General features: G+C 31.5%; 20 protein-coding genes. 19 read left to right on the top strand and 1 reads right to left on the bottom strand.

Features of this window, described 5'->3' with window-relative positions; translation table 11 throughout:
• Positions 1-48 precede the first annotated feature (48 nt).
• The 19 genes from radC to IEW40_RS02975 all read left to right on the top strand — a co-directional run bounded on the left by radC (position 49) and on the right by IEW40_RS02975 (position 21,176).
• Entirely contained in the window at positions 49-726 is a 678-nt protein-coding gene (radC, locus tag IEW40_RS03065) for a RadC family protein (protein WP_188616608.1), read from the top strand.
• Positions 727-803: 77 nt separating this feature from the next.
• Positions 804-1,316 carry a DUF7935 family protein gene (locus IEW40_RS03060; RefSeq protein ID WP_308421279.1) on the top strand — a complete coding sequence of 171 codons (513 nt, stop codon included), beginning with the start codon at positions 804-806 and terminating at the stop codon, positions 1,314-1,316.
• Between the two features lie 31 nt (positions 1,317-1,347).
• Positions 1,348-1,965: an inorganic pyrophosphatase gene (locus IEW40_RS03055; protein WP_188616607.1), complete on the top strand. Its 618-nt coding sequence runs from the start codon at positions 1,348-1,350 to the stop codon at positions 1,963-1,965.
• A 176-nt stretch (positions 1,966-2,141) separates the two neighbouring features.
• A complete protein-coding gene (locus tag IEW40_RS03050; RefSeq protein WP_188616606.1) occupies positions 2,142-4,463 on the top strand; it encodes a sodium-translocating pyrophosphatase in 2,322 nt (773 codons plus the stop codon).
• A 167-nt stretch (positions 4,464-4,630) separates the two neighbouring features.
• Positions 4,631-7,726: a sensor histidine kinase gene (locus IEW40_RS03045; protein ID WP_188616605.1), complete on the top strand. Its 3,096-nt coding sequence runs from the start codon at positions 4,631-4,633 to the stop codon at positions 7,724-7,726.
• Positions 7,723-8,466 (top strand): LytR/AlgR family response regulator transcription factor, encoded by a 744-nt coding sequence (locus tag IEW40_RS03040; protein ID WP_188616604.1) that lies wholly within the window; start codon positions 7,723-7,725, stop codon positions 8,464-8,466. The genes IEW40_RS03045 and IEW40_RS03040 overlap by 4 nt, the downstream gene beginning before the upstream one ends.
• 88 nt (positions 8,467-8,554) lie before the next feature.
• Positions 8,555-9,631 carry a T9SS type A sorting domain-containing protein gene (locus IEW40_RS03035; RefSeq protein ID WP_188616603.1) on the top strand — a complete coding sequence of 359 codons (1,077 nt, stop codon included), beginning with the start codon at positions 8,555-8,557 and terminating at the stop codon, positions 9,629-9,631.
• Between the two features lie 7 nt (positions 9,632-9,638).
• Entirely contained in the window at positions 9,639-10,070 is a 432-nt protein-coding gene (locus tag IEW40_RS03030; protein ID WP_188616602.1) for a hypothetical protein, read from the top strand.
• A gap of 35 nt (positions 10,071-10,105) precedes the next feature.
• Positions 10,106-10,963 carry a hypothetical protein gene (locus IEW40_RS03025; RefSeq protein ID WP_188616601.1) on the top strand — a complete coding sequence of 286 codons (858 nt, stop codon included), beginning with the start codon at positions 10,106-10,108 and terminating at the stop codon, positions 10,961-10,963.
• Between the two features lie 7 nt (positions 10,964-10,970).
• A complete protein-coding gene (locus IEW40_RS03020) occupies positions 10,971-12,395 on the top strand; it encodes a ricin-type beta-trefoil lectin domain protein (protein WP_188616600.1) in 1,425 nt (474 codons plus the stop codon).
• 128 nt (positions 12,396-12,523) lie between these two features.
• Positions 12,524-13,609 carry a DNA polymerase III subunit gamma/tau gene (gene dnaX / locus IEW40_RS03015; RefSeq protein ID WP_188616599.1) on the top strand — a complete coding sequence of 362 codons (1,086 nt, stop codon included), beginning with the start codon at positions 12,524-12,526 and terminating at the stop codon, positions 13,607-13,609.
• A gap of 26 nt (positions 13,610-13,635) precedes the next feature.
• Positions 13,636-14,205: a DUF8439 domain-containing protein gene (locus tag IEW40_RS03010; protein ID WP_188616598.1), complete on the top strand. Its 570-nt coding sequence runs from the start codon at positions 13,636-13,638 to the stop codon at positions 14,203-14,205.
• Between the two features lie 2 nt (positions 14,206-14,207).
• The gene (locus tag IEW40_RS03005; RefSeq protein ID WP_188616597.1) at positions 14,208-15,485 is read left to right on the top strand and encodes a TIGR00341 family protein; all 1,278 of its coding nucleotides are present in this window, start codon (positions 14,208-14,210) and stop codon (positions 15,483-15,485) included.
• A 174-nt stretch (positions 15,486-15,659) separates the two neighbouring features.
• Entirely contained in the window at positions 15,660-16,736 is a 1,077-nt protein-coding gene (locus tag IEW40_RS03000; protein WP_188616596.1) for a chorismate mutase, read from the top strand.
• Positions 16,737-16,813: 77 nt separating this feature from the next.
• Positions 16,814-17,596: a Fic family protein gene (locus IEW40_RS02995; RefSeq protein ID WP_188616595.1), complete on the top strand. Its 783-nt coding sequence runs from the start codon at positions 16,814-16,816 to the stop codon at positions 17,594-17,596.
• A gap of 27 nt (positions 17,597-17,623) precedes the next feature.
• Entirely contained in the window at positions 17,624-18,550 is a 927-nt protein-coding gene (gene rsgA / locus IEW40_RS02990) for a ribosome small subunit-dependent GTPase A (RefSeq protein ID WP_188616594.1), read from the top strand.
• Between the two features lie 3 nt (positions 18,551-18,553).
• Positions 18,554-19,198, top strand: coding sequence for an alpha/beta fold hydrolase (locus tag IEW40_RS02985; RefSeq protein ID WP_188616593.1), 645 nt, complete (start codon positions 18,554-18,556; stop codon positions 19,196-19,198).
• Between the two features lie 78 nt (positions 19,199-19,276).
• The gene (locus tag IEW40_RS02980) at positions 19,277-20,203 is read left to right on the top strand and encodes a GHMP family kinase ATP-binding protein (RefSeq protein WP_188616592.1); all 927 of its coding nucleotides are present in this window, start codon (positions 19,277-19,279) and stop codon (positions 20,201-20,203) included.
• Positions 20,204-20,288: 85 nt separating this feature from the next.
• Positions 20,289-21,176 (top strand): UbiA family prenyltransferase, encoded by an 888-nt coding sequence (locus IEW40_RS02975; protein ID WP_188616591.1) that lies wholly within the window; start codon positions 20,289-20,291, stop codon positions 21,174-21,176.
• A gap of 74 nt (positions 21,177-21,250) precedes the next feature.
• Here IEW40_RS02975 and IEW40_RS14120 read toward each other — a convergent pair.
• On the bottom strand, positions 21,251-21,563 hold a 313-nt coding region (locus tag IEW40_RS14120), incomplete at its 5' end, for a GDP-mannose 4,6-dehydratase (RefSeq protein WP_229663356.1).

Raw genomic sequence — 21,563 nt, 5'->3', positions numbered from 1 at the left:
ACCATTTCAAACCACATCAAACCACATCAAACCAAACTAATAACGAATATGAGCATTAAATTTCTTGCAGAAGATGACAGACCAAGAGAAAAATTTCTTTTGAAAGGAAAATCTTCACTTTCAGATTCAGAATTATTGGCCATCATTTTAGGAAGTGGAAATAATGAAGATTCTGCAGTAGAATTAGCAAGGAAAATTCTGGCAAGTGTAGATTACAATTGGCAAAAACTGAGTAAACTATCTATCAAAGATTTAATGAAATTCAAAGGAATAGGAGAAGCAAAAGCCATTTCTGTAGCTGCTGCACTAGAAATTGGGAGACGAAAAGCGGCACAAGAAATTCCAGAAAAAGAAAAAATAACTTCTGTGAATGATATGTATAAAATTTTCTCTCAGTATCTTTCAGATTTACAAACTGAAGAGTTTTGGGCCATTTTTTTGAACCAAAAAAATCATGTCATTTATAAGACTCAAATTTCAAAAGGTGGTATTTCAGGTACTTTGGTAGATGTAAGGGTTATCTTTAGAGTTGCAATAGAGCATTTTGCAACCTCAGTAGTAGTTGCTCACAATCATCCTACAGGTAATTTGAACCCTAGTCAAGCAGATATTTCTATCACCAGAAGAATAAAAGAAGCAGGAGATTTGTTAGATATTAAACTTCTAGACCATTTCATCATTGGTGAAAATTCTTTTTTTAGTTTCTCAGAACAAGGTTTATTGTAAGCAGAAATGTTGAATTTCTAGATAACATTTTCATTAAACACTAATTATCATTACATTTGCACCACATTTCTTATTAAATGATGGATTTTGAAAATTTAATGCCCTATGCTTTTGCACTGATTATTGCACTTCCTATAATTGTACTTTTAAGGCAATTTGTGTACAATTACATTAAATTAAAGAACAGAGAATTAAAGCTTTTGACCATTAAATCTAATGGGAATTTAAAAATACAAGCATACGAAAGAATGACGCTCTTCCTAGAAAGAATGAAACCGTCTAACTTAGTAGGCAAATTTGATTCAGAATTAGAAATTCATGAACTGATCTATCTGCTAGAAAAAAGCATTTCAGAGGAATTCGAGTACAATGCTTCTCAGCAATTGTATATTTCTAAAAATTCTTGGGAAAATATCGTAGCTTCTAAAAATAATATTCTTTTACTCCTAAGAAAGACCTATGAAAATCTTAATTCTAATGCGACATTGAAGGATTATAAGACCGTGTTATTGATGAACTATGTAGAAGGAGGTGATTATATCGCAGAAACCATAGAAGATTTGAGAAAAGAAGCGTTACTAGTCAATTAAATGAATTAATATATAAAACTAAAAAAAAATTATGATTCCAAATTTTAAAGCACATCCATGGCACGGAATTTCTGCAGGAGAAGATGCTCCAAATGTGGTAAATACTTTCATTGAGATTGTTCCTTCGGATACCATAAAATACGAAGTAGATAAAAAAAGTGGTTACTTAAAAGTAGATAGACCACAGAAATTTTCAAATATTATTCCAGCACTTTATGGGTTTATTCCTAGAACATATTGCCACGAAGAAGTAAAAAAATTAGCCATTAGAGAAGGTGCTACAGATGTTTCTGAAGGTGACCACGACCCACTTGATATTTTGGTACTTTGTAGCCACAATATTCACTCTGGTGGTTTGTTAATGGATGCTATTCCTATTGGTGGTTTTAAAATGATTGATAAAGGGGAAGCTGATGATAAAATTGTAGCGGTAATGGTTGGAGATCAAGTATATGGGCATATGAAAGATATTTCAGAATTGCCTCAAGCTGAAGTTTTCAGACTGAAGCATTACTTCTTAACTTACAAGAATTTACCATACGAAGAAGCGACTTGTAGAATAGAAGAAATATATGGTGCTGAACATGCAAAAGAAGTAATTAATGCTTCTCTTAAAGATTATTCAGACAAATTTGGTGGTTCTTTATAAAAAAGTACAAAATCAATCAAAGTTATAACATGCCGAGCAATTAGCTCGGTTTTTTTATGATTTTTATCGAAAAATAAGATAAAAATCAGTTTTTAAATATGATTTTTATCATATTATTTTTTGTTTGAGAGATTTTATTATATTAGAGCCAACTAAATTTTAACAAAAATTAATATATGGATTTACTATTTTATTTGGTGCCTGTTTTTGGCTTAATTGCTCTTTTTTACACTTTTATTAAAGGGACTTGGGTCAGTAAGCAACCTGCAGGAAGTGAAAAAATGCAAACAATCAGTGGTCACATTGCAGATGGTGCAATGGCTTTTTTGAAAGCAGAATATCGTATACTTACGTATTTTGTGATTATTGTTTCTATTTTATTAGGAATTATGGGCTATAGCAATGCCAATTCACATTGGAGTATTGGGGTAGCTTTTATTATTGGTGCTGTTTTCAGTGCAACTGCTGGCTTTATTGGGATGAAAATTGCTACAAAAGCCAATGTAAGAACTGCAGAAGCTGCCAAAACATCACTTTCAAAGGCCCTCAAAGTTTCTTTTACGGGAGGTTCTGTAATGGGAATGGGGGTTGCAGGCCTTGCTGTTTTAGGTTTAGGAGCTTTATTTTTAATTATCAAACAAATTTTTGCTCCAGATTCTAATGTAGATACTGTGGCAATGGAAAGAACCATAGAAATTCTTACTGGCTTTTCTCTAGGTGCAGAATCTATTGCACTTTTCGCTAGAGTAGGTGGTGGTATTTATACCAAAGCTGCTGATGTAGGTGCTGATTTAGTAGGAAAAGTTGAAGCTGGAATTCCTGAAGATGACCCAAGAAATCCTGCTACCATTGCTGATAATGTAGGAGATAACGTAGGAGATGTTGCAGGTATGGGAGCTGACCTTTTCGGTTCTTATGTGGCAACGGTTTTGGCTACCATGGTTTTAGGTAGAGAAACAGAATCTATAGATAATTATGGAGGTTTTGCTCCAATTCTTTTGCCAATGCTAATAGCTGGTTTAGGAATTATATTTTCAATACTAGGAACTCTATTTGTGAAAATTTCTGATGCTTCAGATGATACAACTGCAAAAGTTCAAAAAGCTTTAAATCTAGGAAATTGGGGAAGTATTATTATCACCGCTATTGTTTCATACTTCTTAGTGAATTATCTTTTGCCAGAAAATATGACTCTTAGAGGTTTTGAATTTACTAAACTTGGGGTTTTTGGGGCCATAATGGTAGGTTTAGTAGTTGGTACTCTAATGAGTTTTATTACAGAATATTATACAGCAATGGGAAAAAGACCTGTGAAGAGTATTATTAATCAGTCTTCTACGGGCCACGCTACCAATATTATTGGTGGCTTATCCGTGGGTATGGAGTCTACACTTTTTCCAATGATGGTCTTGGCTGCTGGAATCTGGGGCTCTTATCTTTGTGCTGGTCTCTACGGTGTAGCAATTGCTGCTGCCGGAATGATGGCTACCACGGCTATGCAATTGGCAATAGATGCATTTGGACCTATTGCAGATAATGCAGGGGGAATTGCAGAAATGAGCGAATTGCCAAAAGAAGTAAGAGAAAGAACAGATATTCTAGATGCAGTAGGAAATACCACAGCTGCTACAGGGAAAGGATTTGCGATTGCTTCTGCTGCTCTTACAGCACTTGCTTTATTCGCAGCTTTTGTGGGGATTGCTGGGATAGATGGAATAGATATTTACAAAGCTGATGTACTATCGGGTTTATTTATCGGAGCAATGATTCCTTTTATCTTTTCATCTTTAGCAATTAATGCCGTAGGACAAGCAGCAATGGCAATGGTAGAAGAAGTAAGACGTCAGTTTAGAGAAATTCCAGGTATTTTAGAAGGTACAGGGAAACCAGAATACGATAAATGTGTAGCAATTTCTACAGATGCATCTATCAAAAAAATGTTATTGCCAGGTTCTGTTGCTATTGTAACGCCTCTATTAGTAGGTTTTATTTGGGGACCTGAAGTTCTAGGAGGTTTCTTGGCTGGTGCTACTGCAAGTGGTGTTTTACTTGGAATGTTTCAAAACAATGCTGGTGGTGCTTGGGATAATGCCAAAAAATCTTTTGAAAAAGGAGCAGTAATTCACGGAGAAACCTTCTATAAAGGTTCAGACCAGCACAAAGCTTCTGTAACAGGAGATACCGTAGGAGACCCTTTCAAAGATACTTCGGGACCATCAATGAATATTTTGATTAAATTAATGTCTATCGTTTCTTTGGTTATTGCACCTACTTTAGCTAAAATTTATTCTGAAAAAATTCAAGAAGATAGAAAAGAAAAAATAGAAATTTTGCAAAAAGCAGTTTCTAAGAACACTGCATCATTACACGGGAGTTGTTGTAATACCGCAAGTAAAGAAAATTGCGATAGCAAAATCGCTTGTTCTGAAGAATGTAAGAAAGAATGCAAAGCAGAAGGAAAAGATTGTAAAGCATTACATTACGAATGTTGTAAGTAACTTTCCGAGAAATATTTTTTAAACGTCACTTTTTAAGTGGCGTTTTTTGTTTAATTAAATTTAAATGATTTTGAAATAAAAATATATAAACTGTTTATTACTCAATTCTTTTGCCAAATACTCAAAAAAACATCTTAGTTTAATCCTTTTTAGTAAATTGCATTATAATGAAACGATGTTTTTTTCTCTTTGTGCTTTTCTTTTTCTCGCTGATTCATTCGCAAGAATTGGCTTATCGTTTCATCAATTTTTCTGAAAAAGATGGTATTTCTGATAAGTTTGTGTATAATATTTCACAAGACAAAAAAAATAGAATTTGGATAGGCACACAAAGTGGTTTGTATCTTTTTGATGGGGTAAAGTTTAAGAATATTAAAAGTGATAAAGATATTGCAGGCCATCAAATTTCTAATATTTTGCAAAATGTTTTTGTGGATAGTTCAGGAGAAATCTGGCTTTCTAGCATCAATGCTCTTCAAATTTTAAATCCAGAAACTCAACAATTCAGAAGCTTTAATTATAATATTGAAAAATTAAATGAAGCTATTTCTTCTAATATTTTAAATTTTTGTGAGGCCGAAAAAGAAAATGTTTTTGTAGGAACGATGAAAGATTATTGGTTTTTCATCAATAAAAAAACAGGAAAAACAAAGCATTTTATTCCCCAAAGTCAATATTTATCAGATGAAAGTAAATTGATTACCAAAATCATCAAAGCAGGAAATTGGTATTACGCACTTTCTAACAACGGAATTTTTAAATTCAATTTAAATGGAGTTATTGTCCCAATTTTCAATTTTGAAAACGGAAAACCTACTAAAAATAGTTTTGAAGACGGTTATTTCAATGCCAAAATCAATTCCTTAATTTTAGCTTGCGGAATAGATGGAATTGCTACACTTAATTTACAAACCAACCAAATTTCTTATAACACGCTAAAAGAAGAGAAGACAGAAAACGCAGACAATCGCTATTTTGTGAATTTAGTTTTACCAAAAGCGGGAGATGAGATATGGTTTTCTTCGGGAACTTTAGGCATTTATAATCTCAAAAACAAAAAGATTCTTAGTTTTAAAAATAGTTTTCAAGACGATTATTCATTCAAAATTTCTAATATTTGTAAAATTTTTGCAGATAGAGAAAATAACATTTGGATAGGTTCTTACAATGGACTCGCTATGTTGCCTTGGCAAAATTTTCAGATAAAAAACGTCACACTTTTCAATCCTTTTGCAAAATATTTTGTAGAACCTTTTGGAAGTATGAAAATTGGAAACGAAGTTTTAATTGCTAATAATACCAGCAACGGTTTGCTTTGGCTCAACGAAAAAAATGAGATGAATCTCATAGAAAATCCTCTTCTTAAAGGTAATTTTAAAGCTTTAAACGGAATTCAATATTTAACAAAAACCAAAAAAAATCAAATTTTTGGAACGTCTTCGCTCAATCTTTTTCAGGTAGATTTTCAAAGTAAAAAATTGAATTATATTCCTATTAAAACCTCTGGTGTTTTAGGCAGAATAGAGAATGATAACCTAGGAAATCTTTACATTGCCTCTTCAAATAACGGATTTTATATCTACAATATTTCTAACAAAAATCTACATCATTTTAATCTTTGGGATATTGATAAAACCATAAAAACGAACTCGCAAAATACGATTTCGCCAAGATTTAAAGATAAAAATGGCAATATTTGGTTCGGGAAAACAGAAAGTGTTTATCAATACAATCCTGTTGTTAAAAAATTTAAAAAATTAGCCAACCAGAAAGCAGAAAATACAGGTGCTAAAATTAAACTATCGCAATTTTTTGCCGAAGATTCTGTAGGAAATATTTGGATTTCTACCAATGATAATGGTATTTTTAAGTTGAGTAAAGATTTTAAAACACTACTTAATTTTAACAAACAAAATTCTGGTTTACCTTCAGATTTTTGTGGAAATTTGTTTTTCGACAAGCAAGGATTTCTCTGGATTGGGACTTTGTCTGGTTTAGCAAAATTTGATGCTAAAAAAGGTAAAAACATTTCGGTAATTACAATGCAAAATGGTTTGAAAGAAAGTAATAGTGCAGTTCCTATCAATTTTTCTGATGACGGAAATGTGTATATCAATCATTATGCGTCACTTTCGGTAATTGATTTGAATCATTACCAACAAAATCTTTTGAAACCAAAAACCACCATTTCTGCTATCAAAATATTGGATAAAGAAATTCCGTTTTCTGAAAATTTGAAATTAAAATACTTTCAAAATTTCATCACTATTGATTGGTTTTCAGATGTATATAATAATTTTAATCAAAATACTTTTGCTTATAAATTAGAAGGTTTAGACAAAGATTTTGTAGAAACCAAAAGCAATACGATTTCTTATTCTAATCTGGAAAGCGGAACTTATACTTTTTGGGTAAAATCTGCCAACAATGAAGGAGTTTGGGGAGAGCCTACTAAAATTACTTTTACCATTTCCGCTCCATTTTGGAAATCTTGGTGGTTTTACACCATTTTAGGAACGTTGATTTTTGCTGGAATTTATTTCTTTAATCGTTATAAAATCAATCAGATAAAAGAACGAGCGAAGTTGAAAACAAAATTTGCACAAGACATTGCAGCATTAGAAATGAAAGCACTTCGCGCGCAGATGAATCCTCATTTTATTTTTAATTCTCTTAATAGTATTCAGAATTATATTTTGAAAAATGATTCGGAGAAAGCGTCTCAATATTTAACCAAATTTTCAAGATTAATTCGGTTAATTTTAGATCATAGCAATCAGAATTTCATCACATTAAGTAGTGAAATTCAATTGCTTACTCTGTATATAGAAATGGAAGATATGCGCTTCGAAAAACATTTTGAAAGCGAAATTTCTGTGGATGATAATTTAGATGCAGAACATATTTTAATACCTTCTATGTTGATACAACCTTCTGTAGAAAATGCAATTTGGCACGGTTTACTTCATAAAAATGAAAAAGGATTTTTGAAAATTTATTTCAAAAAAATAGATGAAAACCTTTTAGAAGTAACGATAGAAGATAATGGTGTCGGAAGAAAAAAAGCTGAAGAATTGCGCAGTAAAACATCACTCAGAAAGAAAAGTTATGGCACAGAAATTACCAAAAACAGAATAGAAACCCTTAACAAAACTTCTGAATTGCAGACTAGTTTTGAGATTATCGATTTGTATAACGAAAATGAAAATGCAGCAGGAACTAAAGTTTTAATAAAAATTCCTTTTCAAAAAACAATGCTATGATTAGAACGATATTGATAGACGACGAAAATAACGCTTTAGAAGTTTTAGAAATTTTACTAAAAAAATACTGCCCAAATGTAGAAATTTTAGAAAAATGCAACGGTGGAAAAGCAGGAATTGATGCTATAGAAAAGCATCAACCAGATTTGGTTTTTCTTGACATAGAAATGCCTCATATCAATGGTTTTGATGTGTTAACGGCTACTAAAAATTATAAATACAAAGTCATTTTTACCACTGCTTATAATCAGTTTGCGATAAAAGCTTTTAAATTTTCGGCATTAGACTATTTATTAAAACCTATTGATTTTGAAGAACTTAAAGAAGCAATAAACAAAATTTCAAAATTAGAAAATCATTCTGTTTTTGACGAAAGTTTACAAAAATTAATGTCTCAATTGCAAAAACCAAAAGAAAAAAGAATTGCATTGCCGGTTAATCATTCTCTTCAATTTTTTGATTTTGAAGACATTATAAGAATTGAAAGCGAGAGCAATTATTCTCATATTTTTTTGATGGATAAACGAAAAATAACGCTCACGAAAACCTTGAAAGAAGTAGAAGAGAAATTTTTAGGGCAAGATTTTTTCAGGATTCATCAATCACATTTTATCAATCTTAATCATATCGACAAAATCTATAAGGGAGAAAACGCCTATCTCGTAATGAAAGACGGAACCCAAATTTCTATAAGCAGACATAGAAAAGATGAGTTTTTGGATTTAATTAAAAAGATATAGCCAAATTCTAAAAACTTCCGCCAAATTCTCAAAATCATTGATTAGCTATTATGTATTGCATTTATTTTGAATAAAAATACTTGCAATTATGAAAAACTTTTACATTATTATCATTTTCCTAATTTTCGGGAAAATAGTTGCTGCTCCTACAGTTACTGTAGCTCCGCTTTCTGGAGTTCAGGATGTTAATTCTACCAAATCTGTTGTTTATTTTCAAGTAAATTTTAGCGAACCCGTTGCAGGATTTACAGCTACAGATGTTGTGATTTATGGCTCTGCAAATCCTATAAAAGCTTTTATAAAACCAAAAGATTTAATAATTGCTGAAACACAGAATTTTATTGTAGGAGTGATGGGTATGAATGCTACTGGTACCGTTTCTATGTTTATTCCTTCTAATGCAGCAGGTTCTCTTAGTGAAGGAATAGGAAATGTAGTTTCTAATGATGCCACTGTAAATTATAGTATTCCTTTATTGGGTTTTTCTATCAATGTAGGAAATACAATAAACTATTCAATGAATAATTTTTTCACAAAATTTCATTTTTATCCTTCTTCTCAATGCAATACTCAAACAATCACTTTTTCTACAGATGGAATCGCTTCTAATCAATACGGTTTAAGATATGTAAACAATACCAGTTCTGGAGTTTGTGTAGATGTTAAGGTCTACAAATTAGGTGCTTTTTGTCCAGAGTTTAATGTTTATAAAGATTTTTTACCTACCAATAATACTGAACAAGTAACACAATGGATTGCTGGTGAAGCTTTTACAGATTATCAATACGTAAGAAATGGCCACACTTACAGAACAGCAAGTTTTTTTGTAAATCCAGGACAAACGTTTTATGTAATGGCTAATTCCCCTGATTCTGATTTTTTTATTCAGGTTAATAATCTTCCTCTTTCTTCACTTAATTATCTTTCTATAGACGAAAATACGACAAAAAATAAGGTGAAAATTTATCCAAACCCTGTAAAAGATTTTCTCAATATCGATGCTAAAAATATAGATTGGATTAAAATTTATGATGTTTCAGGTAAGTTGGTAAAAACCTTTTCTAAACAATCTAAAATCAATATTTCTGAATTGCCAAAAGGTAATTACCTCACAGAAATTTCAGAAAATGGAAAAATTTCTAAACAAAAATTTATTAAATACTAAAATAATTATGAGAACACAACTTTCAATTTTAATGATAATGTTTTGTGCTTTATTTTCTGCACAAACAGTAATGAAAACCACCAAACCAATTCCGCAAAAAGAATGGGAGAACTTCAAAGCAAAACACGAAAAAAGTGTGTATGGAGATTTCAGAATTTTAGAAACTAAAGGTAAAATTGCGCAAATTTTGGGAGATAAACCCGTTAATAAATTGGATAAAGCAAGTTGGAGACCACCAGTAATTCCGCCTTTAATGGACGCGGATTATGTAGGGAAACCTATTGTAAAAAGCAACAATAATCCTAAATTTTCGGTGACCAACATTAGACCGAAACCCGTAAATCCTAATTGTGAAACTTGTTCTACCATTGTGATTTCTGAAAATGTTTCTAAAGCTGAAATGATTGAAATAGAAAACTTTCTAAAACAATATCAATAACCTTTTTTAATAAAAACCTTACAAATATCAATACTATGAAAAAAAATATTTTAATGGTTATTACCATAATGCTTTTCGGTTTTTCTAACGCTCAATTTGGCGATTTACTAAAACAAGCAGGTAATAAGACTAAAGAAAAATTAGAAAAAAAAGCGAAAGAAAAGGTTTCTGGAAATTCTTCAAAATCTAAATCTTCTAAAGAATTTTCTGAAGGAAATACCGTTTTATTTTCTGAAAATTTCTCTGCAGGTAAAGGATTTCCTGTAAGTATGATGACTAATTCTTCGGCTCAAATTGTAGAGTTAGATGGCAAAAACTGGCTTCAACTAGGAAGTGAAGGCGCATTTACATTTAAAACTTTAATTCCCGAAAAATTAATTAAAGATAAAGTTTTGAAAGATAGAAACCTTCCAGAAAATTTCAGTTTTGAGTTCGATGTTTATACCAATGAAAATTTTAAATACAATACCAAAGAATTAGCAACAGTATTTGCATCGTTAAAGGTTTTAAAAACAGATTTCAAAAAATGGGGAGAAAATAGATATGATGGAACTGGCGTGAAAACAGGAATTCACCCGATAGAATTTGGTGATAAAGACAAAGGACAAACCAGAATGATGCTCTACGAAAACGGAAAAGAAACATCAAAAACCGAAAAAGCGCAACGTGTTTTCACCATCGAAAAGAATTTGGGAAAAGTACAATTTATGCGAAACGGAACGCAATTAAAAGTTTTCTTGAACGGTGAAAAAATTTGGGATGTGCAAGATGCTTTTGAAGAAAATGTAAAATACAATGCTATTATTTTTACCACTGGTGAATATAAAGATGATAATAAATTCTATATCTCAAATATAAAACTCACTACCGATATTATTGAAGAACCTAAATAAAATACAAATGAAAAATATATATTTCACCTGCATTACTTTGCTTTTTTGCACTGGTTTCAATGCACAAATAGGAAAAATTAAAAATGCACAAGCTATTAATACCAAAGGAAATTCATATTACAGAGTTACTGCTAAAGGTTTTATCTGTAATCGTGAAACGGTAGATGATATGCTAGAAAGAGACGGGAAACACGACGAAATTTATCTTACTTCTACTGCGGTTCTCATCAATTCTAGCGGAATTTCTATGCCTTCAACAGCAATAAAACTTCGTTCCAGAACTTTCGGAGATGTAAACGCAAGAGAAACGCAAGAAAAACGAGCAATGGCAGGAAGCGCAGTAGGAAATTTGGGAGGAATTCAAACTGGAGACCAAATTCCTGATGTAGAGCCTTGGAAAAATAATGCTTCCGCGAAAGGTGATTTGTTACCTTTTATTCTTTGGGAAGGAGATTTGTCTAACGGAAAATCGGTGTTAATTACACCTTCAATTATGGAATGGGACGGACCTGCAGATTTCCTCACTACTTTTTGGCACGATAGTTTTGTTGGACATTTATTAAACGCTCCTGTTGCTTTAGCTTCTGTTCCTTTTAAAATGTTTACAGGAACTGGCATTAATGATCCTTTTAACTTAGGCAGTTATGATGATTCTACACCTGGAGTTTTTCCGCCTCCAACTGTAATTCAGCAATTTCAAAATTTTTACAAAGTCAATTATGAAGAATTTGCTCCTCAAGACAAACAAAAATTTATAACTGCAAATTCTGTAGATGCAGGAAGACCAAATGATAGACCAATTGGTATGAATAACGGAATGTACAATCCGCTAAATATACAATTAGATGCTTCTTCTTTTAATAGAATTGCTAATACAGATTTTGGTTATGGAAAAGGAATTATTCCGCTAAAATATAAAGATGCTTCTGGTTTAAACGGAGATTACACGGTTTTTTATTCTTTTGAATTGGTTACGAATGATGCTGAAAAAAATAAGATTAACGTAACAAATCCAGATGCTTTCAATCCTTCAGTTGCCTATAAATTCAGGAATGCTTTTGCTCCTAATTTCACCACAGATTTATTAAATGGAGGTGATGTAATAGTGATGAATGATGATAAAAATCTACAAAGCGAAAAATGGTATATTAGAAAAGCAAATCAATTTTATTATCATTTTATCAATCCTTATAATAATCAGAAATTAGGATTTCAGTTCAATGGTGATACACAACCTTTACTTGCAAAAACGAACGGACAAGGTGAAGAAATGGCCTTTATAAGATATTGTGATGGAAGTTGGATTATCAAACTTTCTGGAGACAGAAAACACGTTCTACAAACAGATAACCTGAATATTCAGTTAGGAACACCTGTGAATTTTTCTCCATATTTTGGCGGAAAAAACCAGCGATGGTTTATAGAAGAATAATTATTTTAAATTTTAAATTAAATAAACTGCTTCAGAAATTATTCTGATGCAGTTTTTTGTTAGTAACTTTTCTAGGTTTATTTCTTTAGAATTTCTAAAATTCAGAAAAAAATCAATATTTTTGACCAATGGAAAATTTTATTGTATCAGCAAGAAAATATCGTCCGCAAGAGTTTGACACTGTTGTAGGGCAATCTCACGTTACAGATACTCTAGAACACGCCATAGATAACAGTCAATTGGCTCAAGCTTTGCTTTTTTGCGGACCAAGAGGAGTTGGTAAAACTACTTGTGCCAGAATTTTAGCAAGAAAAATCAACGAAAAGTCTGGTGCTTCAGATGATAGCGGTTTTGCATTTAATATTTATGAATTAGATGCAGCTTCTAATAACTCTGTAGATGACATCAGAGAATTGATAGATCAAGTTCGTTTCGCACCACAAGTTGGAAAATTCAAAGTGTATATTATAGATGAGGTGCATATGCTTTCTGCAGCAGCTTTTAATGCTTTTCTTAAAACGTTAGAAGAACCGCCTGCACACGCTATTTTTATCTTAGCAACTACAGAAAAACACAAGATTATTCCTACTATTTTATCGAGATGTCAGATTTATGATTTTAAAAGAATCACCATCGAAGACATTCAGGAACATCTTAGAAAAATTGCAGACAAAGAAGGTATCACTTACGAAGACGATGCACTTTTCCTTATCGCTCAAAAAGCAGATGGTGCACTTAGAGATGCGCTATCTATTTTTGATAGATTGGCCACTTTTACTCAGAAAAACATCACGCTTGCCAAAGCTGCCGAAGTTCTCAATATTCTAGATTACGATCAATATCTTACGATTGTAGATTTAGCGAAAGAAAATAATATTCCAGGTGTTTTATCTGCATTTAACGAAATTGTGAAAAAGGGATTTGATCCTCATATTTTTATCGCAGGTCTAGGAAGTCATTTTAGAGATTTAATGATGGCGCAGAATGCTTCTACACTTGCCTTAATAGAAGTAGGAGAAAAAACAAAAGCTAAATATGCTGAACAAGCCCAAAAATGGAATGCTCAACAATTAATAGACGCTATTGAAATCTGTAATCACGCAGATATCAACTATAAAAATTCTAAAAACCCAAGACTTACAGTAGAAATTGCACTGATGCAATTGTCAAGCCTTACTGCAAATGGAGCAGATGTAAAAAAAAAAAGTTCTTAATATTAGCTCCACTTCTTAAAGGTAAGTTGGTAGAGAAAAAAACAGAACTACCTAAAGTTGAGGAAAAAAAATCTGAATCATCTACTACAACTCCAGAAAAAGTCATAAAAAAAATAGCTGAACCTATCGCTAAAAAAGTGATAAATTCTGAATTCAGCATTCTGGCAAATCTTAACAAAAAAGAGGAGCAAGAAGAGGTACATGTAGTTGCAAAAAAAGAAGAAGATTTACCTGACCACCACTTTTCTGAAGTAGATTTACAAAGAGAATGGAAAATTTTTCTAGACGATTTGCAACAAAAAAATACCGTTCTTTTCTATGCAGTAAACACGCTGAAAATTCATAAAAAAGACGAAAATCTTATCCATATTCTGTATCCCTCAGATTCAGTGAAACACGAATTCGAAAAAGTACAAACCGAGTTTTTCAACCATTTTAAAAGAAAAGTAAATAATTATAAAATTGTAGTGGAGTTTAGCAATGATGTTTCCTTAAAAAAGGAGATTGTTACCAAAAAATCAATTTTTGAAAAATATGTAGACATTAATCCAGTTTTGAAGGAATTGGATGATTTATTAAAATTAGATTTAAGCTAAAAATGAATAAGTTTTTTGATTTACACAAAGGCGAAGAAGATAAAAGAGCAGTCCTAGAAAATGTAAGAAGTAATATATCTTTTACAGGCTCTAATCTTTGGATTTTAATGGCAGCAGTTTTTATAGCTTCCATTGGGCTCAATGTAAATTCTACTGCAGTAATCATTGGGGCAATGCTTATCTCTCCCTTAATGGGACCTATCGTAGGAGCAGGTTTTGCATTGGGTATTTTTGATTTTCATTTGCTTAGAAAATCCCTCAAAAATCTTTTAATTGCTACCATAGCCAGTCTTTTGGTTTCTAGCATTTATTTTCTTTTGAGTCCATTCAAAGAAGCACAATCAGAACTTTTAGCAAGAACATCGCCTAATATTTATGATGTTTTAATTGCCTTTTTTGGTGGTTTGGTTGGCGTAATTGCCATTACTAGAGTCGAAAAAGGTAACCCAATTCCAGGGGTTGCCATAGCCACTGCTTTAATGCCTCCACTTTGTACCGCAGGCTACGGTTTGGCAACGGGTAATTTAAAATTTTTCTTCGGAGCATTGTTTTTATATACCATCAATTGCGTTTTTATAGGGATATCAACTTTTATCATTGTTAAATTTCTAAAATATCCACCTGTTAATTTTGTGGATAAGAAAGAAGAAAAAAGAGTACAGAATATCGTTACCATAGTGTCGGTTCTTATTCTTATTCCTAGTGTTTATTTTGCTTATTCTCTTTATCAAGAACAAAAATTTAGACTATCAGTTAATGAGTTTTTAGAAAAAGAAATTGTAGACAAAGGGCATACCCTAATCTATAAAAAGGTTAGTTTTTCTACCAATCCTAAAAAAATAGAATTGGCACTTTTAAGTAAAAACTATTCTCAAGATGAAGTGGATATGCTAAATAAAAAACTCAATGATTTTGGAATTGAAAATACAAACATAGAGATTAAAAAAAGTGCTTCTGATGATACAAGTCTTTTAAAAGATGATCTTCTCAATGAAGTTTCTAAAAGTGATGAAAAAGACAAAAAAATAATAGAGTTAGAACAAGAATTATCCAAAAATATATTTGATAATACTCAACTACTTAAAGAAAGTAAAATCTTATTTCCTAATATAAATGCCATTACGGTCTCTAATAATAATTTTGCGCAAGGAGATAGCCTAGTAAAGAAAACCATTCTTATTTACAAAGCCGAAACTCCGCTTTCAGAAGAAGATGAATTGCAATTTAAAAATTGGATACAACAAAGATTAAATATAAAAAATGTAGAAGTCTTCAAATAAATTCTAATTTCTACTTCCTTTAATGCAAAAATTGAGAAATTTTCTTGATTTTTTGAGAATTAGAAACCAAAATTTAACTAAAATTTCTATCTTTGAACAAAATTATAAGAGCAATAACCAAAACGCATTCTTTGCGTTTTTGTTTTTTAAATAATCAGAAGAAGCATAAGTAGAATGGATTTAAAAGATTTAGACAACAGTTGGATTAAAGAATTTCCAACTCCGCTTATCATTGCGGGACCTTGTAGCGCAGAATCAGAAGCGCAAATGCTAGAAACAGCTCAAAGATTAAAAGAAAGTGGGGCAGAGGTTCCTATTTTTAGAGCTGGAATTTGGAAGCCTAGAACCAAACCTTTCGGTTTCGAAGGTGTTGGTGTTATCGGTCTTAATTGGCTTAAAAAAGTAAAAGACGAATTTGGTTTTAAAACAGCTACAGAAGTGGCAAACGCACATCACGTGTATGCTGCTCTAGAAGCTGATGTAGATATTCTTTGGATTGGAGCACGCTCTACCGTAAATCCTTTTACGGTTCAAGAAATTGCAGTAGCTTTGAAGGGAACCAACAAACCTGTTTTGGTGAAAAATCCGGTAAACCCAGATTTAGCACTTTGGATTGGTGCTCTTGAAAGACTTTTAGGCCAAGATGTGAAAAATCTAGGGGTAATTCACAGAGGTTTTTCTTCTTACCAAAAAACCAAATACAGAAACGTTCCCAATTGGCAAATTGCTTTAGATTTTAAAAATCAATATCCAAATATCCCTATGTTTGTAGACCCTTCTCACATTTGTGGTAGAAGAGATTTATTGAAAGATATTACCCAAGAAGCGTTCAACGTAGGTTATGAAGGGGCTATGATAGAATCTCACCCGAATCCAGATGCAGCGTGGAGTGATGCTTCTCAACAAATTACACCAGAAGTTCTAGCAGATATGCTAGGAAGTTTACAAATTAGAAATTCTGATATTTCTGGTTTTGATGACGAAATGGGCAAACACAGAGCTTTAATTTCTGATATTGATTTCCAATTAATTAGCTTACTATCAAGCAGAATGAAGATTTCTGAAAAAATCGGGACTCTGAAAAAACAAAACAATATCGCCATCTTCCAACCAGACAGATGGAAGGTAATTACAGAATATGCCAACCAAAAAGCTTCTGAAACAGGGATGTCTCAAGAATTTATAGAAAAAGTTTTCAAAGCAATTCACGAAGAATCTATTGAGGTTCAAAATAATATTATGATTGATTAAAATTATCAAAATATATTGTAGGAACGCGCCAAAAAAGGCGCGTTCTTTTTTTAACAAGAATTTTGTAAATTGCAATGATGAATTTGAAAATTTTAAATACCAATTTATTAGAAGATTTTAAGGAGAAAATTGATTTTTCTGTTATAGATGTTTTGAATGAGAAAGCAGAGGATGAAAGCGGATTTATTGTTGATTTTTTTAGGTTTTATAACTCTGTTTCTTCCATATATTCATCTAAAATTGAAGGAGAACCAATGGAAGCAGACAGTTATTTGAAATATAAATTGTTAAATATTGAATTTGTTCCAGATTTAACAAAGAAAATTGATGATTTATATGATGCGTATATTCAATTGCCTGAATTAGAACTTAATTATGATAATTTTTTAGAATTGCATAAACTTTTGAGCAAGAATTTATTACCTGAAAATTCGAGAGGGAAAATAAGAAATTCATTAATGTTTGTTACGGATCATAATGATAGAATAGTATATACCGCTTGTAATCAGTACAATGTAAAAAATGAATTAGAAAAATTATTTTCTGATATAGAGTTTTTATTAGATGAAATGTTAGATGAAAATGAAGTTTTCTATTTTGCATCTATGATACATTTAGTTTTTGTAAATATTCATCCAATGAATGATGGAAATGGAAGAAGTGCAAGATTATTAGAAAAATGGTTTTTGCTTTCAAAATTTGGTTTAAATGCTCAAGCTATAACTTTAGAACGAAATTATTATCAAAATCATCAACAATATTATCAAAATATTCAAAAATTAGGTGATAATTATGATGATTTAGACTACAACAAGTCTCTAGATTTTCTATTAATGACTGTAAATTCACTCAAAAATTAGTCAATTATCACTCATCAATTATAATTAATGAAAGGACTCATCACAAAATCAACAGGAAGTTGGTATCAAGTTTTAGATTTGGAAACCCAAAAAGTTTTCGAGGCGAGAATTCGTGGGAAATTTAAATTGATAAAAACCAGATTAACCAATCCTTTGGCTGTGGGCGATTTTGTGGAATTTCAACTCGAAAAAGATGACATTGCGTGGATTACCAAAATAGAACCGCGCAAAAATTATCTCATCAGAAAATCAGTGAATTTATCTAAAGAAGCGCACATCATTGCAAGTAATCTCGATTTGGCTTGTATTATTTTTACACTGCAATCTCCCGAAACTTCTCTAGGTTTTTTAGACCGTTTTTTGGCGTGTTGCGAAGCGTATAATATTCCTGTTTTGATACTTTTTAACAAAATAGATTTATTGAATTTTGAAGAAGTAGAACTGGTAGAAGAATTACAAGCAATGTATGAAAATCTGGGTTATCAAACGCTGCAAGTTTCTTCTGAAGACAAACTGAATTTAGATAAACTTCAGACCATTATTAAAGATAAAACTTCTGTGTTTTTCGGACATTCTGGTGCTGGGAAATCAACTTTGGTAAATGCACTTCAACCCGATTTGAATCTTAAAACCAATATCATTTCTGAAACACATAATAAAGGGAAACATACCACTACTTTTGCTCAAATGCATTTTTGGCATTTCGGTGGCGCTGTAATAGATACTCCTGGAGTTCGAGAATTTGCAATGATAGATGTAGAAAAAGAAGAAATTCAGCATTATTTTCCAGAAATTTTTGAAAAAGGAAGAGATTGTAAATTTCATAATTGCAAACACATCAACGAACCAAAATGCGCCGTTTTAGAAGCGTTAGAAACTGGCGAAATATTAGAAAGCAGATACATTACTTATTTGAAATTGATGGAAGAAGCAGAAGAACAAAATCAAATGTAATTTTTGAAACCTACCATCTACATAATCAGCGGACTTGGCGCCGACAAAAGAATGTTCCAAAATTTTTCTTTTGATGGTTACAATGTTATCCATATCGATTGGATTTTTCCTCTTGAAAAAGAAACTTTGCAAAACTATGCTTTAAGAATTTCTAAAAGCTTGACTGATGAAAATGCTATTTTAATCGGACTTTCTTTCGGAGGAATGTTAGCCGTAGAAATTTCAAAAATTAGAAAATTTAAGAAAATTTTTCTTTTATCTTCAGCTAAAACAAAGTTCGAAATTCCTTTCTATTACAGAGTTTTAGGCAAATTAAATTTATTGAAAATTATTCCAATTTCATTTTTTAAGAGTGTTAATTTTCTCACTTACTTCGTATTTGGAGCAAAAAACATTTTTGAAAAAATTCTCTTGAAAGATATTGTAAAAAATACAGATGAGAGCTTTTTGAAATGGGCTTTACACCAAATTATCAATTGGAAAAATGAAAATTATTTCAAAGATATTATTCATATCCATGGAAATAGAGATTTAATTTTACCTCATTATTTCGTAAAGTATGATTATTTAATTGATGGTGGAACTCATTTTATGACACTTAATCATTCAGAAAAAATAAAACGAATTATTTTAGAAAATTTGGCTTGAAATTTGTTGAAAATCAGTATATTTATAATTGAAAAAGATTTTTTATTATCTTTGCATTACCAAACATAAAATGAGTTAATGACCAACCCGTTATTTTACGCTAAAATATTACTTTTCGGAGAGTACGGAATCATAGAAGATTCTCAAGGACTTACCTTACCCTATAGTTTCTACAAAGGCACTCTCAAATTCTCTGATAATCAATCTGATTTTGAAAAAAAATCTAACGAATCCCTACAAAAATATTCTGATTATTTATCAACTTTAGAGCTTCCGAAAGATTTTAAAATTGATGTAGATGCATTCAAAAAAGACATCGAAAAAGGATTGTTTTTTGATTCTAACATACCGCAAGGTTATGGTGTAGGTAGTTCTGGAGCTTTGGTAGCCGCAATTTTTGAAAAATATTCTTTCATAAAATATATACCAGAAAGTATTTCTAAAATTCAACTGAAAGACTTGAAAAAAGTTTTTGGTGAATTAGAATCTTATTTTCACGGTAAATCATCAGGAATAGATCCATTGATTTGTTACATGAATCTTCCTATTTTAATCGAAAATAAAGAAAGTGTAGACAAGGTCTCAATCCCTAAAGAAGAAGCGGGAAAAGGTGCTATTTTCTTAATAGATTCTGGCTCTGTAGGTGAAACCGGACCAATGGTGCAAATTTTCTTTGAAAAATTGAAAAACGAAGGTTTCCGCAAGACTTTGAAAGAAGAATTTATCAAGTACAACAACGCTTGCATAGACTCGTTCCTCAATAAAGAAATGACGCCTTTTTTTAAGAATCTCAAAAACCTTTCTAAATGGGCGTATGTACATTTCAAACCCATGATTCCTACCAATTTGTATAACGCTTGGAAAAACGGGATTGACACTAATGCTTATTACCTTAAACTTTGCGGTAGCGGCGGTGGTGGCTACATTCTAGGTTTTGCTAAAGACTATGAAAAAGCCGAAAAAATGTTAGAGGGTTTCAATAAAGAAGTTATTTACAGATTTTAAGATTTGCAAAATCGTTTAGTTGTAAAGTCGCAAAATCGTTTTTAATTTTCTTAACAACTTTACGATTTCTCGATTTTACAAAACAATGAAAAACAATCCTATTCTTTATCGTCTATCTCAATTGATGAGCCTGCTTCTTGGAGCTAGGATTTTCGTGCTTCTACTTTTTACTTTTGCGTTATATGTTTCTACCTTTTTTTTGTTCAATCAAGAAGAAAGTCTAAGAAAATTTGTTTTTGATTATAAAGTTCATGGCATTATATTTTGCTCTGTTCTCAGCATTGCCGCAGGCGGTATTATCAACAGATTTTATGACAATGAAAAGGATAGGGTGGCAAGACCTTTCAGAACCAGATTACAAAGTTTTTTAAAGGAAAAATATTTTCTATATGGCTATATTACTTTGAATTTAATATCCCTTATTATTTCTGCTCTTCTTTCGCCCAGAATTCTAATTTTTTTCTTAGTATATCAGTTCTTTATTTGGTATTACAGTCATAAATTAAGTAAAATTTTGATTGTTAATAATTTAACGTACGTAAGTTTGTCTTTGTATCCATTTTTTGGGATGCTGGTTTATTATCAGCACTTTTCTCTGAAAATCTTTTTAATGGCAATCTACCTGTTTTTGTTAATGTTAAGTATTGATCTAATTAAAGATTTATTGACAAAAAATGTAGACAAAGTTTTTGGATACAGTACTTTGGCCAATGTTTTTCAGAAAAAGGTTACCTACAATACCATTGCCATCGTTTTAGCCATTAATGTGGTTGTATCGGGTGTCATTGTAAATAATCAAAATGAATTGAATATTTTTTCTTGGTATTTTATTTTAAGTATGTTCTTTTATGGGTTTTTATTATTTCCCATTCTTACGCATCAGAAAAATAAAATGTTTTGGGTGATTAATCTTCTAAGAGTTTGGGTTTTTATAGGGGTTATTTTCATGCTCTTCAATGGATTATACGCATAAAAAAACTCGCAAAACCTATATCCTATGGAATAATGATAGGCTTGCGAGCTAAAAAAACACAAAAATTTTGTTATTTAGAGAGATGCTCTTGTTTCTAAATATTTTTGCCATTGCCAAGTGGTTCTCAAAGCTTCTTCTAGACTGGTTTCAGATTTCCAACCGAGTTCCCTCTCTGCCTTGTCTGCATTGGCATAGGCAATGGTAATATCACCTGCTCTTCTTTCGCATATTTGGTACGGAACTTTTACATCATTTGCACTTTCAAATGCATGAACCACCTCCAAAACCGAACTACCTTTTCCTGTTCCCAAATTGTAAATATCGATTTGAGTTTTTTCTGTAGAATTAATGAGTTTCTGTAACGCTTTTACGTGTGCTTTGGCAAGG

This window comes from Cloacibacterium rupense (assembly GCF_014645495.1).
In the GTDB taxonomy this organism is placed as follows: Bacteria; Bacteroidota; Bacteroidia; order Flavobacteriales; family Weeksellaceae; genus Cloacibacterium; species Cloacibacterium rupense.
Note: the sequence above shows the minus strand (reverse complement) of the source record. Positions and strands in the feature narration are given on the sequence as shown.